We start from the raw sequence: 13684 nt of genomic DNA, 5'->3' as shown, positions 1-13684 counted from the left end.
TACAATAGATATTGTAAGCGCAATTAATTGGAAAGTAGGGATAATGATGACAGCTATTATTGAACAGATTGATCAATTATTTAAAGAAAAAGGATTACCATTAGAAAGAAGACAAGCTCCAGACGGTAATCATATTTATACAGGTGTATTTTCTAAACCAGATGCCAAACCAATTTCATTTAATATTGTTATTCAGGATGCAGAAGATATTGCTGATTTTCAAATTGTATACGGTGAATTAGCTTATGTCACAGACTATGCTAAAAAACCAGCCGTATTAGAAATGTTAAACGAATTAAATATGTTTAAAACTGGTTATTATACAGCAGTTTTAGCAGGTGATGGAGAAATCTTTGCTAAATGTGTTTCACGTATTGCTAAAGAAAATGTTTTCCCATTATATGAAATGTTAGTGATTGGCTCAAATATGTCATTAGCACTTTTACCAGAAATTGAAAAAGCATTAGCATAATAGATAATAAGATTGGTAAGTTTAAGCTTATCAATCTTTTTCTTTTACAATAAAAAAGCGTTCAATCAAATTGATTGAACGCTTCATTATAATGGTTTAGATTATCCATTGATGGCCATCTTTTTCTAGTAATTTATCACTAGCAATTGGCCCCATTGTTCCTGATTGGTAATTTGGGAATGATGGTGTTTCTTTATTCCAAGCATCTCGAATTAAATCAACAAATTTCCAAGAGGCAGCTACTTCTTCCCAAGCAGAAAAACTATTTGATTCATGATTCATACAATCAAGAATTAATTTTTCATATGCTTCAGGAGCAGTTTGTAATTCTTTTTGGTTGAAGTATTTATTTAAAATGGCACGATAAAGGGTACTGGTTGCTTCGGAAGAATCTAATTGGACTCTTTCATCAGGAGCAATCATAAAGTTGATGGAGCGTGGGATTTCGCTACCAGGCAGCTCTTTAAATTGAATAACAATGCTAGTGTGCTTATGAGCCATGCTTTTTCCTGTGCGAACATAAATTGGTGTATTTTTCCAACGATTTGACTGTAAAGAGATTTTCCCAGCAACAAAGGTCTCAACTGTGGATTCATTAGCAACGTGTTCATTGGCACGATAGGCTGGCTTTGTATGAGCGCTATCTTCACCATATTGTCCACGTACAAAATATTCTGTGATTTCTTCATTTGTATAATTAGGTAATTGATTTAAGACATTAATTTTAGCTTTTCTGATATTCCCATCAAGAGGGGTATCCATAGTAATTAATGCTAAAACTTGTAAAATATGGTTTTGTAGCATATCACGTAAAGCGCCACTTGTTTCATAATAACCACCACGCTCTTCAACGCTAACTTCTTCTGCTAAAGTGATTTGGATATTTTTAATGTATTCACCAGTTAAGATGTTTTCTAATGCCGTGTTGTCTTTGCGCATTAAAGCTAGTTGTTGAATCATTGGTTTGCCTAAGTAATGGTCAATACGATAGATTTGTTCTTCCTTAAAGGCTGTTCTTAGAGCTGTATTTAATTCTTCGGCTGATTGATAGTCATGGCCAAATGGTTTCTCAATAATTAAATGATTATAACCAACTTTAGATAGAACATCTTGATCTTTTAAATGTTTTGCGATAACGCCAAAAAATTGAGGAGCTACAGCTAAATAAAAGATACGATTGCCTTGTAATTGATATCTATTGTCTAATTCTTTTGATAATTCTTTTAACTTAATATAATGATTTGTATCATTAACATTATGAGATAAATAATAAAAATGACTTGCAAATTGTTTTGCTTCATTTGAGCTAGTAGCAAGACTTGATACTGATGATTCAACTACTGAATGGAAATACTCATCTGTCCATGGACGTCTAGCAGTTCCGATAACAGCAAAATCTTCAGCTAAAAAGCCTTTTTGGTATAATTTAAATAGTGCTGGATAGAGTTTGCGACTCGCTAAATCTCCAGTTGCACCAAATAACGTAATAAGAACGGGATGTTTTTTCATAACTTACCTCCTAAATAAATATCCATCAAAATCAGTGTAAAGTATTAGAACAAAAATGTCTATCTAAAATAACTGAATAAAGCCATTATTATTTATTTTACGAAAATATAAGATTTTTTGCTATGAAATAAGGAATGAAGAATAATCATGTGATGTGATTTGATGTGGATCAAAGCGCAAAAAAAGTTATTTTTTTAAATTTTCTTAAATAAAGATAGAAGTTAAGCTGAAAAAACAGTATACTGTCAAATGTACATAAATATCAGATAGGAGTGACACAATGGAGTTTTTAATTGAATTAATTAAAACGATTATTTTAGGAATTGTTGAAGGGATTACAGAATGGTTACCGATTAGTAGTACGGGCCATTTGATTTTAGTCGATCAACTATTACAATTAAATATGAGTCCGGAATTTAAAGAAATGTTTAATGTAGTTATTCAACTAGGAGCGATTTTATCAGTTATTATTTTATACTTTAATCGCTTAAATCCTTTTGCGAGTTCAAAAACACGTAAAGAAAAAATTCAAACAATTAATTTATGGAAGAAAGTGGTCATTGGCTGTATTCCAGCTGCGGTATTAGGTTTCTTAATTGATGATTATATGGATCTATATTTAAATAAACCAATTGTTATTGCAATTGCCTTAATTGTTTATGGTATTTTATTCATTATTATTGAGCGTAAGCATAAAGGTATTCAACCAAACATTGAAACTTTTGAAAATTTAGATTATAAAACAGCTTTTAAAATTGGTTTATTTCAATGTTTGGCATTAGTTCCCGGTACATCACGTTCAGGTTCTACAATTTTAGGTGGATTATTAGTAGGGACATCACGTTATGTTGCAACTGAATATTCATTCTTTATGGGGATTCCAATTATGTTTGGGGCTAGTGCTTTAAAATTACTTAAATTTGGTTTCCATTTTACAATGGCTGAATTTATTATTTTAATTGTTGGTAGTGTGGTGTCATTTGTAGTTTCATTATGGGCAATTAAATTCTTATTAAGTTATGTGAAAACAAATGATTTCCAAGCATTTGGTTGGTATCGTATTGTTTTAGGGATTATCGTATTAGCTACAATTTTCCTTTAAAACAAAAACGAATTTGAAAACAGTTACATAAATTCTTATCATTTTTAATTAAGAATTAATTATGATAAAATAATAATATGAATTAAAAGGGGTGGAAATAATGTTTGGATTTTTTAAAAAGAAAAAAGAACAAAAAGTAGAAGAAAAATCAGGATTAACTTTATATGCAGTAGCAAATGGTGAAGTAATTCCAATCGATCAAGTAGATGACGCTGTATTCTCGCAAAAATTTATGGGTGATGGATATGCTGTATTGCCAACAGATGGTAACATTACTTCTCCTTGTGAAGGTGAAGTATTAAATGTATTCCCAACACAACATGCAGTAGGTATTAAAACTGACGATGGTGTTGAAATCTTATTACATATGGGATTAGATACAGTTGAATTAAATGGTGAACCATTCGAAACAGTTGTTAAGGAAGGCCAACGTGTTACTAAAGATACAGTTATTTCAACTGTTGATTTAGCAGCAATTGAAGCAGCCGGCAAAAAAACACCAATGATCGTAGCATTAACTAATATGGATAAAATTGCTAATGTAACAATTAATCCAGGCCAAGTTTCTGCAACGGACGTAATTGGTCACGCAGAATTAAACGCATAATAATTAAAAATAAAATGAGAGCTAGCTATAAAGCTAGCTCTCATTTTATTTGTGGATTAAACAGATAACTTCAGGTGCAAAGATATCTTTTTCTAAAAGTGTTAATAGTCCGGTATTACTATTACGTTCAAAAAGGCTTAAATTATCAGAATCTTGATGACCGACAATCAAAAAACATTCATCTTGATTTAAGGTAAAATCACGTGCAGTTCGCCCTTCTGTTGCAATAGTTTGAATTTTGGTTAAGTTACCAGTAGCTTGATTAATAGCAAAAACAACTATGACATCTGTTCCACGATTAGATGTGTAGAGGAATTTACCGTCTTGAGATAGTTTAATAGCACTAGCCCATTTTTGGGCTTGTTCAGTTGAATTGAACATCGCTATACTTGTGATACGTTGAAATTCACCTGTTATAGAATTAAAATCTAATACTTCGATAGTTGCGGATAATTCACAAATAAGGTAAGCAATATTCAAATGCGGATGGAACACAATATGTCTTGGCCCCGCACCAGGAAGACTTGTATATGTATGTGTTAATGCTAAATGATTCTCATTTGTTAATTTAAACGTTAATAGATGGTCGCCACCTAAGTCACAACTAATAATAAATTTTTTGTTAGGTGTATAATTGGCAAAGTGTAAATGTGATTGTGATTGATTAGGGTGTACACTTGACGCAAGTTCTTTAACGCGATCTAATAGCGTAATGTGTTCTTGATTAAAATGATAAAGACTAGTTGTAGCATCATGATAATTAGCTGTTAAAATACTTTGATTAAGTGGATTATAAGCAATATAGCACGGGACTTTTGTTTCTTGGAATAAAGTAGCAATTTTTTTGTAGTTATCTTGTTCTTCTTGATACACAATAAGTCCACCATTTGTATCATTTTTTGTGACAGCAAATAAATAATTCTTATCATTAGTTAAATATGTTGGATTTTCAGTTTGGGCAATACATTGTAAATTTTCAAGCGTTTTAGTTTCGGTATTTAAGTCAATTGAATAAATTCCTTTGCTTAAGCGTTTGGTGTAGGTGCCTAATAAAAAAGTTTCTTTCATAATAATACCCCCAAGTGTTTGATATATCTATTATAGCAGAAGAATTATAAAATATTGTAAAAACTAGGCGTGAATGTATTTTTTAGATAGGTAATATGGTAAAATTTATACAAAGACTGAGAAGTGGATGGGAGGTATAGTATGAAAGAAAAAGCACCAAAAAATCAGGCATCGTGGTTTTGGAAGTGGTTTTTAAATAATCAATTGGTGACCGTTTTAATTATTATATTATTATTTTTAATTAATATTTGGATGTTTACTAAAGTTGCTTATTTATTTACACCATTGCAAAGTTTATCAAAAATTGTTGGCCTTCCAGTGATTGGGGCAGGGATTTTATTTTATTTATTAAAGCCAGGGATGCAGTTCTTACAAAAAAAGGGGATTCCCAAAAAATATGCGGTTTGGATTATGCTTATTGTGATGGTTCTAGTAATTGTAGCAATGGTATTTAGCGTTATTCCAATTATCCAACAGCAAATTGTCGATTTTGTATCACAATGGCCATATTATTATGAAGCAACAGCTAATCAAGTAAATACGTTTATTAAGAGTCGTGCCTGGGAAGAAATTCAAGCGCAATTAACGCAAATTAATTTAGATTTTGTTAAGTCCTTTACCTCTAAATTAAATGGGGTTGTTAATACTACTTTCTTAGGTTTGGGGAGTGTTGTTGGTGCAGTTAGTGAGATTGTGATTGGTTTAATTACAATGCCAATTATTTTATACTATTTAATGGTTGATGGCGAGAAGATTTTACCGACTGTAGCAAAATTTTTCCCAACAAAATCACGCAAAAAAATCATTGAAGTATTTTCTGAAATGAATGATCAAATTAGTCAATATATTCGTGGTCAAATTACGGTAGCTTTGGCTGTTGCTATTATGTTTATGATTGGCTATGCAATTATTGGTTTACCCTATGGCATGACCATTGCTATTTTGGCTGGAATGTTAAATATCATACCTTATGTAGGTTCATTTTTCGGAATGGTTCCAGCCGTTATTGTAGCTTTTGTTCATTCACCGTGGATGTTATTGCAAGTAATTATTGTATTTTCAATTGAACAAACGATTGAAGGTCGTATTTTATCGCCATTAATTTTAGGGAATTCATTGAAAATTCATCCGGCGACAATTTTGTTTATTTTATTAACTGCAGGACGTTTATTCGGTTTGGTTGGTTTATTATTAGGAATTCCAGGTTATGCGGTCTTAAAAGTTATTGTGACGCATTTATTTGCTTGGTATAAAGAACATTCTGGTTTGTATCCAGAAGTTATTCCAATTGTTAATTTGCCAGAAGGAGAGCAAGCTGAGTTATTAGAAAAAAATAAAAAATAATTAACAGAGATGGAAAGTGAATGCTTTCCATCTTTTTTTCGAAATAAATAACCTTTTTCACGTATAACTTAGTGAAGGAGGAGTCAATATGATAATATTATTATTCGTAATTGGTTATGGATTCGGTAAGTTTAATTATTGGGTAATTAACTATATTACAAAGCAAGCTAGTAAGGCTTATCTAGTTGAATTCGGGACAGCCTTGGCAGTTGTGTATCTATTTTATCATCAAGAAATTCTGGATTGGCACATGATAGTAAGTAGTTTCTTATTAATGGAGTGTTGTATTCTTGTCTCAGCAATTGATATAAAGGAAGGTTATATTTATCTTCATTTATTAGCTGGATTTTGTCTATTGCGGTTACTAGTTATTAGTTCATTAGAAGAATTAAGCCGAATGGTAATAGCGTCTTTAGTGGCATTGGGATTATATATGGCTATTTATTTATTGGGGCAATATTTATTTCAAAAAGAGGCTATGGGAATGGGGGATGTGTATTATTTTTGTTGTTTGGCATTATGGTTAGATTGGTATGAGGTGATATTAGTCGGAATAGGCGCTTTTTGGGTAGCTTTAGTCGTTGTGATACTTTATTATACCGGAACTAATAAAATGCTTGAGAGATTGGCTTTTGCGCCGATGATGAGCATTGCTTGTATCCTAATCTATTTTTATGGTGATTGGTTCATTAACATGTATTGGCAATTGATAGTATAACAAAAAAGCTAGCTACTATCAGGAAGGTGACTGGTAGTAGCTAGCTTTATCTATTATTTTTTTAAGTTTTCTTGGCGTTTAATGGCTAAATCAATAAGACGATTAGCAAGATGTTGATTTTTAACTAACATTGGTCCATGGAAATAAGAGCAAAAGACATTTTTATAATGACAGCCTTCTGTTTTATCTTCATTATTATTGCCAAATCCTTTCTTCACTTTACCAAGAGGGTTAACATTTTCACCTAAGAAGGTACGACCGCTATGATTTTCATAACCTAAATACGTTTCATTAAATTCTTCATTATAAATCTCAACATCACCAGTATAGCGATTATTTTCTTGATTGATAGTATAATAATCAATTGCGCCAATGCCAGGAAGCTTATCCCCAGCTGCATTGATATAATAGTGACCTAATAATTGGAAGCCACCACAAATCCCTAAGACAACACCGTTTGATTCTATAAATTCAGTAATGGCTTCTTTTTTTAATTGTAAATCTTCAGAAACAATTTTTTGCTCATAATCTTGTCCACCGCCAAACATCATTAAATCAAATTCATTAGGGTTAAATTCGTCCCCAATACTAATTAATTTTGATTCAACCTCAATCCCACGTAATTTACAATGATGCTTAAGCATTAATAAATTACCATTATCTCCATAAGTATTCATTAAGTTCCCATATAAATGACAGATTGTTAATTTCATGATTGCATCCCTTCCTTAATATAACCGGCTTTAGCTAGTTCTTTACGTAAATCTAGTAAGGCAGTATAAGTTGCTAAAATATTGATTTTTTCAGCATTAGTATCGGTTAATTTTTGAATTAATTCTTCATTAGACTGGATGATTTTATTTTCTTTTTCAAAACCAGCAACTTCCATTCTTAATTGCAAATCGTTAACACGTAAACCACCTAATAAAACTTCGCGGTAATCTAAATCATGTAAACCTTCAAAATTACTATCCCAAATCCAACTGATATCTTGTCCATCAGCATAATTATCATTTAATAAAATAGCTAAGCTAAATGGTTCTGTTTCATAGTTTAGTAATTGCACAATTTGGTTGAAACCTACTGGATTTTTAATTAAGTTAATCATGACTTTTTTATTACCTAGCATAAAGGTTTCTTGACGGCCAAAAATCTTTTTAGAAGATTCAAAGCCAGTTTGGATTTCTGCTGGAGTTAGGCCGAAAATACGTGCTGTAGAATAAGCAGCTAAGGCATTATAAACATTATATAAACCAGCATTAGGAATAGATAAAGGATTGCCATCAATTTTAAATGAAGAGCCTGTTAATGATAAATTCGTTAATTCAGTTACTTGATAGTCAAGTTCTGGGCGTTTAAAGTCGCCATTTGGACAATAATACTTACCTAGATTGCTATAAGTGATTGATTTATAGTGCAAGATATTATGGCAATGCGGACAAAGAATGCCATCTGTATTATAATGCGCCATTTGTTCGCAATCTTCTTCAAAGTTAAAGCCGTAAAATTGTTGTTTATTAGGAATTTCAACAGAATTAAAGATAGGTAAATCACCATTAGCTAAGACGATTGCCTCAGGTGCATCCTTTACTCCTTCAAGCATTAAGTTATAAGTCGTATAAATTTCACCAAAACGATCCATTTGATCACGGAAAACATTGGTAAAGACGAATAATTTTGGCTGAATAAATTTTGTAATATGCTTAATGGTTGCTTCATCGATTTCTAATACAGCAATTTTCTTTTCACCTTTTTTAACTTTATGACCTAGGAAAGTTGATACAATCCCTTGTTGAAGATTAGCCCCAGTTGGATTTGTTAAAATATTCGGGTATTTTTGTTTTAGAATTTGAACAATAAGGGATGTTGTTAAGGTTTTCCCATTCGTTCCACTAACGATAATCACTTCATAATCATTAGATAATTCTTTTAAGACATTTTCATCAATTTTTAGAGCAACTTTACCTGGTAAGCTACTACCTCCATGTGTAAAGGTTGTTAAGGCCCATCTAGTGAATTTGCCGGCTACTTTTGCGAGTTTTGCTTTAGTTGACATATGATTCTCCTTTTTTAGTTAGTTCTCAAGTATTTTATCACAAAAAATGATTTTTTCTAATACTTTAGGCTTCATGAGTATCAAATTTTAGATAAAATTAACGATTCCACTCTTGATAGAATTCTTTTAAGAAAGTTTCCATAAAATCTTGGCGACTTTGGGCGATTTCTTTTGCTTTTTTTGTATGCATGAAATCTTTTAGTCGTAGTAATTTATCATAAAAGTGGCCGATTGCGGTGGCAGGTACATCTTTATCTAGGTGGTTGGAACGTTTTTCTCCTAAGTAAATCGGTTCATGAAAGCTGCCAGCAAAGGCGAATGTACGAGCAATACCAATAGCACCAATCGCATCCAAACGATCAGCATCTTGGACAATTTTAGCTTCTAGTGATAGTGCTTGTGGGTTATTTTGACCTTTACTAAAGCTAACAGAATCAATGGCTTGTAAAATAGCATTAATTGTTGGTTCATCGATAGAAAAATCTGCTAAATAATTTTTCACAAATTGACGTTCTGATTCAACTGATGCGACCAGTTTTTTATCATAACGATCATGTAGTAAAGCAGCTAATTCCACAATAAAACTATCGGCATTTGTTTCTGTTTGACTAATTTCTTTGGCTAAATGGTGGACACGCTCAATATGAAACCAATCATGACCAGAACAATCTTTTTGATGAAAATCTTTCATATTCGCTGCTACAATTGAAATAATTTGATCTTTTTGCATCATAATAACCCCCTTTTATATCACAATAAAAAATAAGACCACTATGAAAGCAGTCTTGTTTGGTTCCTTAGTTTAGCGTGCGAATCCAATCGCTCTTTCCATTTTGTGTAATGTTTTATTTGCTACTAAATTTGCTTTTTTAGCACCTTCATCTAAAATGGCATCTAATTCATCTGAATCTAGTAGGGCATAATATTTTTCTTGAATTGGTTCTAAAACAGCAACAATAGCATCTCCTAAGTCTGTTTTAAATTGACCATAACCAACACCATCATATTGTTTAACTAATTCTGGAATAGATTGATTAGTGAATGCTGAATAGATGGTTAATAGATTAGAAACACCAGGCTTTTCAATTGGGTCATAGCTAATAACACCACTTGAATCTGTTACGGCACTTTTAATTTTTTTGCGAATAACTTTAGGCTCATCTAATAATGAAATATATTCTTTAATATTTTTATCAGACTTACTCATTTTTTTAGTAGGTGTTTGTAAGCTCATAACACGTGCGCCTTCTTTAGGAATTAATGGTTCAGGTAAGACTAATAACTGATTCCCATTACCATAGCGTGAGTTAAAGCGATTGACAAAATCACGAGTCAATTCTAAATGTTGTTTTTGGTCTTCACCAACAGGAACAGCATCAGCATTATATAATACAATATCTGCTACCATTAGTGGTGGGTAAGTTAATAACCCAGCAGAAACAGATTCTTGTTTTTGGGATTTATCTTTGTATTGGGTCATACGCTCTAATTCACCAATACCGACATTACATTGAACAATCCAAGCAGCTTGCGCGTGGGCTGGTACTTCAGATTGCACGAAGATAGTGGATTTATTTGGGTCAAGACCTAAAGCAATATATAATGCTGCTAAAGAACGCGTTTGTTGTTTTAGTTTTTTAGGATCTTGTGGAACGGTAATAGCGTGTTGATTAACGATGCAATATGTACAATCATAATCATCTTGTAAATCAACAAAGTGTTTCATTGCGCCAATATAATTTCCAATGGTTGGAATAGCAGATGGTTGAACACCTGAAAATATTTTTTTCTTTTTCATAATCATAACTCCTAACGTTACATACTTATTAGTATTATAACCTAAAATGTTCTATTTGACTAATACTCTTATAGAAAAAGCCCTTACATTATAAGTATTCTAATCTATTAATGGAACGTATGTTTTTTTCACAAATGAGCAATTTGGTTATATTTATTGATTTAATAGTAAAAAATAAAGAAATTTGTTAGGAATATGTGAAAAAGTAAAAATAAAAAAGTACAAAAAATAGTCAAAAAAGGATAGATATTATTTGCAATATAAGGTATAATATGTATATAGGTGAGTGTGATGGTGTCATTAAATTTTGCTCACATAAAAAGGAGATGATTACATGGTTACTTTATATACATCGCCAAGCTGTACTTCATGTCGTAAAGCACGTGCATGGTTACAGGAACATAATATTGAATATAAAGAACGTAACATTTTTTCAGAGCCATTAACAATCGCAGAGATTAAAGGCATTTTACGAATGACTGAAGATGGAACAGAAGAGATTATTTCAACTCGTTCAAAAGCATTTCAGGAATTAGATATTGATTTAGACGATATCGCTTTAAATGATTTATTTGATTTAATTCAAAAGAATCCAGGATTATTGCGTCGTCCAATCATGATGGATGAAAAAAGATTTCAAGTAGGTTATAACGAAGATGAAATTCGTCGTTTCTTACCAAGAGAAGTGCGTGCTTATGAGCTAGATCAAGCACAACAATTAGTGAATTTTTAATATAATTTAAAAAATTAAATAATGATGGCTAGGAGCAAGTGAATTCCTAGTCTTTTTTTGATTTCTTTGTCTGAAAGTGAATCAAAAGTCTTTACTTTTTTTAGTTTTCAATTAGAATGAAAGAGAGAAATAAAATAAAGGTGGTGAGCAGACTATGGAAATGGAACATATAAATGAAAATACTGTATTAATTAGAGTTGCTAATCAGGATTTAATTGATCGTGGCGTGAATTTAGTAGATTTATTTACTAATCCAACTCAGGTAGAACCTTTTTTTCATGGTTTACTCGAAGAATTAGACTTACTAGATTTTTTTGAAGAAACAGAAGCGTTAACTTTTCAAGTAATGCCAAATACGGAAGGTTTAGAAATTTATGTATCTGAATCAATCCGTTTAAGACCTCCAACAGCTAATGATAAAGATACTGATGATCCTAATGAAGACTTTATCAATCAATTGAGTGATGTTTTAGGTGCGAATGAGATTGATATTTTGGATTTAATTGGTGGTAATGCGAATCAAACGCTCGAAGATTCTGAAGAGGATGATAGCCAAGAGTATGAATTTGATGATGAAGAGATTATTCAAGAAGATATTGTGAAAACAGTTATTTTTAATGAATTTGAAGATTTTATTGCCTTATCAAAACAATTAAGAAAAGAAAAGATAGAATCAAGTTTATTCGAGCATAATCAACGTTACTTTTTAACGATTAAGATTTCTAGACATCATCCAAGACAGAAAGATATTTTAGCAATTGTATTAGAATATGGGGAAGAATCAGCAATTGATAAGTTAGTTCTTCAAGAATATGGTCAATTGATTATGTCACAAAATGCTTTAGAAACTGCACGAAAGTATTTTAAAAGATAGTACCAACAAAAAGGTTTAGTATTGAATAGAAGTTAGCTTTTAGACGATTGCCAGTAAATCTATTCAGCTTTTTGCGATGGACATTAGGCATCTAGTATCAATGGATTGTCTATAGAAGGCATATCATTGCTTTGAGAGGTCAGTTCTAATCTGATCTCTTTTTTATAATTAGCAGATTGGATATTCACGTGTTAATAAGTATGAAGTCAATCACTAGAGTTAGGATATAGGATCACTGGTTCAAAAAAGATGAAAGGATTATCATTTATGAGTAAAAAATCTAAAGCGAATTTAGCAATTACTTTAGCAATCGCCACAATGGTGTTAGTTTTTTATAGTTCATCAGTTTCCTACCAAGATCAATCATTGGTAGCTATATTGCAGACGATTTTTAAAAGCCAACCATTTGCGCAAACATTATCCAAGATTCAATTTTATTATGGGAATAAATTAATTAGTGTACCGTCATTAGGGTATGCGCAGTTTATTGAATTTTTTATTCGAAAAACTTGTCATGTATTAATTTATTATTTTATGGCGTATCAATGGGCAAAGGGATTGCAATTTTATATGAAATACAAATGGACTTCGTATGTTTTAGCCTTTTTTATAATAGCTTTATATGCGATGACGGATGAATTCCATCAAGGATTAACACCTGGAAGAACGCCTTTAATGCAAGATGCTATTTTAGATAGTTTTGGTGGTTTAATGGGCATTATTGTTGTTCGCTTTAAAAAATAGTTTAATAAAGATTAAAAAGGTTCTATAATTTATAGGGTTGATGAGTAAAATCATTGATCCTATTTTTTATGTGCTTATTGGCTTTTAAAAAAATAAAGAGTTAATCATTCAGTAGTCAAGGTTCGCTTCGCTTTCCTCCTTGACAACTAAATTCTAACTCTTTGAAACAAAATCAAGCCAATTAAGGCAAAAAAATGATTTTAGACTACACAAAAAGAGCAAGTTCCTTTATATTATAAGCGACTAAACAAAATAAGATAAAAAGGAGACTTGCTCTATGTCACATTCTACACAAATTTTTCTACAAATAAAAGACCCTAACGTTACTTTATATGACGAATTAACTGAAGAAGTTGTTGTTAAAGGTAAAAAATCAATTGTTGCCCACGGTAAAGTAACCTATAAACCTAAAGCATGCGAGCACTGTGGTTGTAAAAATGAACATTTTTCTATCGTTAAACATGGTACTCGTTCTTCTACCATTACATTACTACCTTGTTCTGGTATGGATACTTATTTAAAATTAATTAAGCAACGCTTCAAATGCAAACATTGTAAAAAATTCTTTACTGCAGAAACAGATATTGTTGATAAAAATTGCTTTATTGCTAAAAGCGTTAAATTACATGTTGCTGACCAATTATTTGATGAATTTACAG

15 protein-coding genes are annotated in these 13684 nt (G+C 31.5%); 9 read left to right on the top strand and 6 right to left on the bottom strand.

Annotation, left to right across the window (positions count from 1 at the left end; genetic code table 11):
- Positions 1–46: 46 nt before the first annotated feature.
- On the top strand, positions 47–472 hold the full coding sequence (locus BMX09_RS00570) for a hypothetical protein (protein WP_089745579.1): 426 nt from the start codon (positions 47–49) through the stop codon (positions 470–472).
- A 96-nt stretch (positions 473–568) separates the two neighbouring features.
- On the opposite strand, the gene zwf is transcribed toward BMX09_RS00570, so the two are convergent.
- On the bottom strand, positions 569–1981 hold the full coding sequence (gene zwf / locus BMX09_RS00565) for a glucose-6-phosphate dehydrogenase (RefSeq protein WP_089745577.1): 1413 nt from the start codon (positions 1979–1981) through the stop codon (positions 569–571).
- Between the two features lie 280 nt (positions 1982–2261).
- Here zwf and BMX09_RS00560 point away from each other — a divergent pair, with 280 nt between their 5' ends.
- Positions 2262–3083, top strand: coding sequence for an undecaprenyl-diphosphate phosphatase (locus tag BMX09_RS00560; RefSeq protein WP_089745575.1), 822 nt, complete (start codon positions 2262–2264; stop codon positions 3081–3083).
- A 100-nt stretch (positions 3084–3183) separates the two neighbouring features.
- Positions 3184–3690: a PTS sugar transporter subunit IIA gene (locus tag BMX09_RS00555; RefSeq protein ID WP_089745573.1), complete on the top strand. Its 507-nt coding sequence runs from the start codon at positions 3184–3186 to the stop codon at positions 3688–3690.
- A gap of 45 nt (positions 3691–3735) precedes the next feature.
- On the opposite strand, the gene BMX09_RS00550 is transcribed toward BMX09_RS00555, so the two are convergent.
- Positions 3736–4758, bottom strand: a complete 1023-nt coding sequence (locus BMX09_RS00550) for a lactonase family protein (protein ID WP_089745571.1) — start codon at positions 4756–4758, stop codon at positions 3736–3738.
- Positions 4759–4899: 141 nt separating this feature from the next.
- On the opposite strand from BMX09_RS00550, the gene BMX09_RS00545 reads away from it, so the two are divergent.
- Both BMX09_RS00545 and BMX09_RS00540 read left to right on the top strand, forming a co-directional pair.
- On the top strand, positions 4900–6102 hold the full coding sequence (locus tag BMX09_RS00545) for an AI-2E family transporter (RefSeq protein ID WP_089745569.1): 1203 nt from the start codon (positions 4900–4902) through the stop codon (positions 6100–6102).
- Between the two features lie 88 nt (positions 6103–6190).
- The gene (locus tag BMX09_RS00540) at positions 6191–6820 is read left to right on the top strand and encodes a prepilin peptidase (RefSeq protein ID WP_089745567.1); all 630 of its coding nucleotides are present in this window, start codon (positions 6191–6193) and stop codon (positions 6818–6820) included.
- A gap of 53 nt (positions 6821–6873) precedes the next feature.
- Here BMX09_RS00540 and BMX09_RS00535 read toward each other — a convergent pair whose 3' ends face one another.
- From BMX09_RS00535 to trpS, 4 genes are all read right to left on the bottom strand, one after another.
- Positions 6874–7533 (bottom strand): type 1 glutamine amidotransferase, encoded by a 660-nt coding sequence (locus tag BMX09_RS00535; protein ID WP_089745565.1) that lies wholly within the window; start codon positions 7531–7533, stop codon positions 6874–6876.
- Positions 7530–8876, bottom strand: a complete 1347-nt coding sequence (locus BMX09_RS00530; RefSeq protein ID WP_089745562.1) for a Mur ligase family protein — start codon at positions 8874–8876, stop codon at positions 7530–7532. The genes BMX09_RS00535 and BMX09_RS00530 overlap by 4 nt, the downstream gene beginning before the upstream one ends.
- 97 nt (positions 8877–8973) lie before the next feature.
- On the bottom strand, positions 8974–9606 hold the full coding sequence (locus BMX09_RS00525) for an HD domain-containing protein (RefSeq protein ID WP_089745559.1): 633 nt from the start codon (positions 9604–9606) through the stop codon (positions 8974–8976).
- A 72-nt stretch (positions 9607–9678) separates the two neighbouring features.
- On the bottom strand, positions 9679–10674 hold the full coding sequence (gene trpS, locus BMX09_RS00520; RefSeq protein ID WP_089745557.1) for a tryptophan--tRNA ligase: 996 nt from the start codon (positions 10672–10674) through the stop codon (positions 9679–9681).
- Positions 10675–11008: 334 nt separating this feature from the next.
- On the opposite strand from trpS, the gene spxA reads away from it, so the two are divergent.
- The 4 genes from spxA to BMX09_RS00500 form a co-directional block, all read left to right on the top strand.
- A complete protein-coding gene (gene spxA, locus BMX09_RS00515) occupies positions 11009–11407 on the top strand; it encodes a transcriptional regulator SpxA (protein ID WP_089745555.1) in 399 nt (132 codons plus the stop codon).
- Positions 11408–11567: 160 nt separating this feature from the next.
- Positions 11568–12281: an adaptor protein MecA gene (locus BMX09_RS00510; RefSeq protein WP_177159475.1), complete on the top strand. Its 714-nt coding sequence runs from the start codon at positions 11568–11570 to the stop codon at positions 12279–12281.
- A 267-nt stretch (positions 12282–12548) separates the two neighbouring features.
- A complete protein-coding gene (locus BMX09_RS00505; RefSeq protein WP_089745551.1) occupies positions 12549–13025 on the top strand; it encodes a VanZ family protein in 477 nt (158 codons plus the stop codon).
- 277 nt (positions 13026–13302) lie between these two features.
- A partial coding sequence (locus BMX09_RS00500; protein ID WP_143054350.1) for a transposase family protein occupies positions 13303–13684 on the top strand: 382 nt, incomplete at its 3' end.

The organism is Granulicatella balaenopterae (assembly GCF_900111135.1).
Classification (GTDB): Bacteria; Bacillota; Bacilli; order Lactobacillales; family Aerococcaceae; genus Granulicatella; species Granulicatella balaenopterae.
The sequence above is the reverse complement of the archived record's forward strand: the minus strand, read 5'-3'. Positions and strand labels throughout refer to the sequence as shown.

Excerpts from the sequence above, each read along its gene's own strand:
- spxA (WP_089745555.1), top strand. The coding sequence starts at position 11,009 with ATGGTTACTTTATATACATCGCCAAGCTGTACTTCATGTCGTAAAGCA.
- BMX09_RS00570 (WP_089745579.1), top strand. The coding sequence starts at position 47 with ATGACAGCTATTATTGAACAGATTGATCAATTATTTAAAGAAAAAGGA.
- BMX09_RS00505 (WP_089745551.1), top strand. The coding sequence starts at position 12,549 with ATGAGTAAAAAATCTAAAGCGAATTTAGCAATTACTTTAGCAATCGCC.
- trpS (WP_089745557.1), bottom strand. The coding sequence starts at position 10,674 with ATGAAAAAGAAAAAAATATTTTCAGGTGTTCAACCATCTGCTATTCCA.
- BMX09_RS00525 (WP_089745559.1), bottom strand. The coding sequence starts at position 9,606 with ATGCAAAAAGATCAAATTATTTCAATTGTAGCAGCGAATATGAAAGAT.
- BMX09_RS00540 (WP_089745567.1), top strand. The coding sequence starts at position 6,191 with ATGATAATATTATTATTCGTAATTGGTTATGGATTCGGTAAGTTTAAT.
- BMX09_RS00550 (WP_089745571.1), bottom strand. The coding sequence starts at position 4,758 with ATGAAAGAAACTTTTTTATTAGGCACCTACACCAAACGCTTAAGCAAA.
- BMX09_RS00535 (WP_089745565.1), bottom strand. The coding sequence starts at position 7,533 with ATGAAATTAACAATCTGTCATTTATATGGGAACTTAATGAATACTTAT.
- BMX09_RS00530 (WP_089745562.1), bottom strand. The coding sequence starts at position 8,876 with ATGTCAACTAAAGCAAAACTCGCAAAAGTAGCCGGCAAATTCACTAGA.
- BMX09_RS00560 (WP_089745575.1), top strand. The coding sequence starts at position 2,262 with ATGGAGTTTTTAATTGAATTAATTAAAACGATTATTTTAGGAATTGTT.
- BMX09_RS00510 (WP_177159475.1), top strand. The coding sequence starts at position 11,568 with ATGGAACATATAAATGAAAATACTGTATTAATTAGAGTTGCTAATCAG.
- BMX09_RS00545 (WP_089745569.1), top strand. The coding sequence starts at position 4,900 with ATGAAAGAAAAAGCACCAAAAAATCAGGCATCGTGGTTTTGGAAGTGG.
- BMX09_RS00555 (WP_089745573.1), top strand. The coding sequence starts at position 3,184 with ATGTTTGGATTTTTTAAAAAGAAAAAAGAACAAAAAGTAGAAGAAAAA.
- zwf (WP_089745577.1), bottom strand. The coding sequence starts at position 1,981 with ATGAAAAAACATCCCGTTCTTATTACGTTATTTGGTGCAACTGGAGAT.